The sequence below is a fragment of the Haloferax sp. Atlit-4N genome, from assembly GCF_003383025.1.
GTDB lineage: Archaea > Halobacteriota > Halobacteria > Halobacteriales > Haloferacaceae > Haloferax > Haloferax gibbonsii.
The window spans coordinates 1-462 of sequence record NZ_PSYY01000084.1 but is presented as its reverse complement, the minus strand read 5'-3'; the positions used below and the strand labels follow the sequence as shown (position 1 = coordinate 462).

General features: G+C 63.9%; 1 protein-coding gene. It reads left to right on the top strand.

What is annotated here, in order from left to right; genetic code table 11:
* Positions 1-462 (top strand): nitrous oxide reductase family maturation protein NosD (locus C5C07_RS20680; protein ID WP_369333286.1); only part of this gene is annotated, 462 nt, incomplete at both ends.

Below are 462 nucleotides of genomic sequence, written 5' to 3'. Positions count from 1 at the left end.
CGTCATCGTCGCTGCCGGCGTCGGCGTCGCGACGGCACCCACCCACGCACAGACCGACAGTCCAGTCGACTTCGAACAACCGGTCCCGGACGAGTACTCGTTCGAGGGACCATCAGAGTCCGGCAGCGCGACGGTCGGTGGAGAGACGTATACGTCGCTTCAGACTGCCGTCGACGCCGCCGAACCTGGGGATCAAATCCGGCTCGACGGTGAGTTCGACGAGCGCGTCGTCGTCAACACGTCGAACGTCACGCTGGTCGGGACGCCTGGGCGCACCGCTCGAATCGACGGGAACGGGACCGGTGACGTACTGACCCTCAACGGCGACGACATCACGCTGAGACGCGTGTGGGTGTACAACGGCGGCTACGATACGTCCGGAAACGACGCAGGCATCTGGGTCAACGGGACGAACACCACGATACGAGACAGTCGAGTGACCAAGACGACGTTCGGTATCTG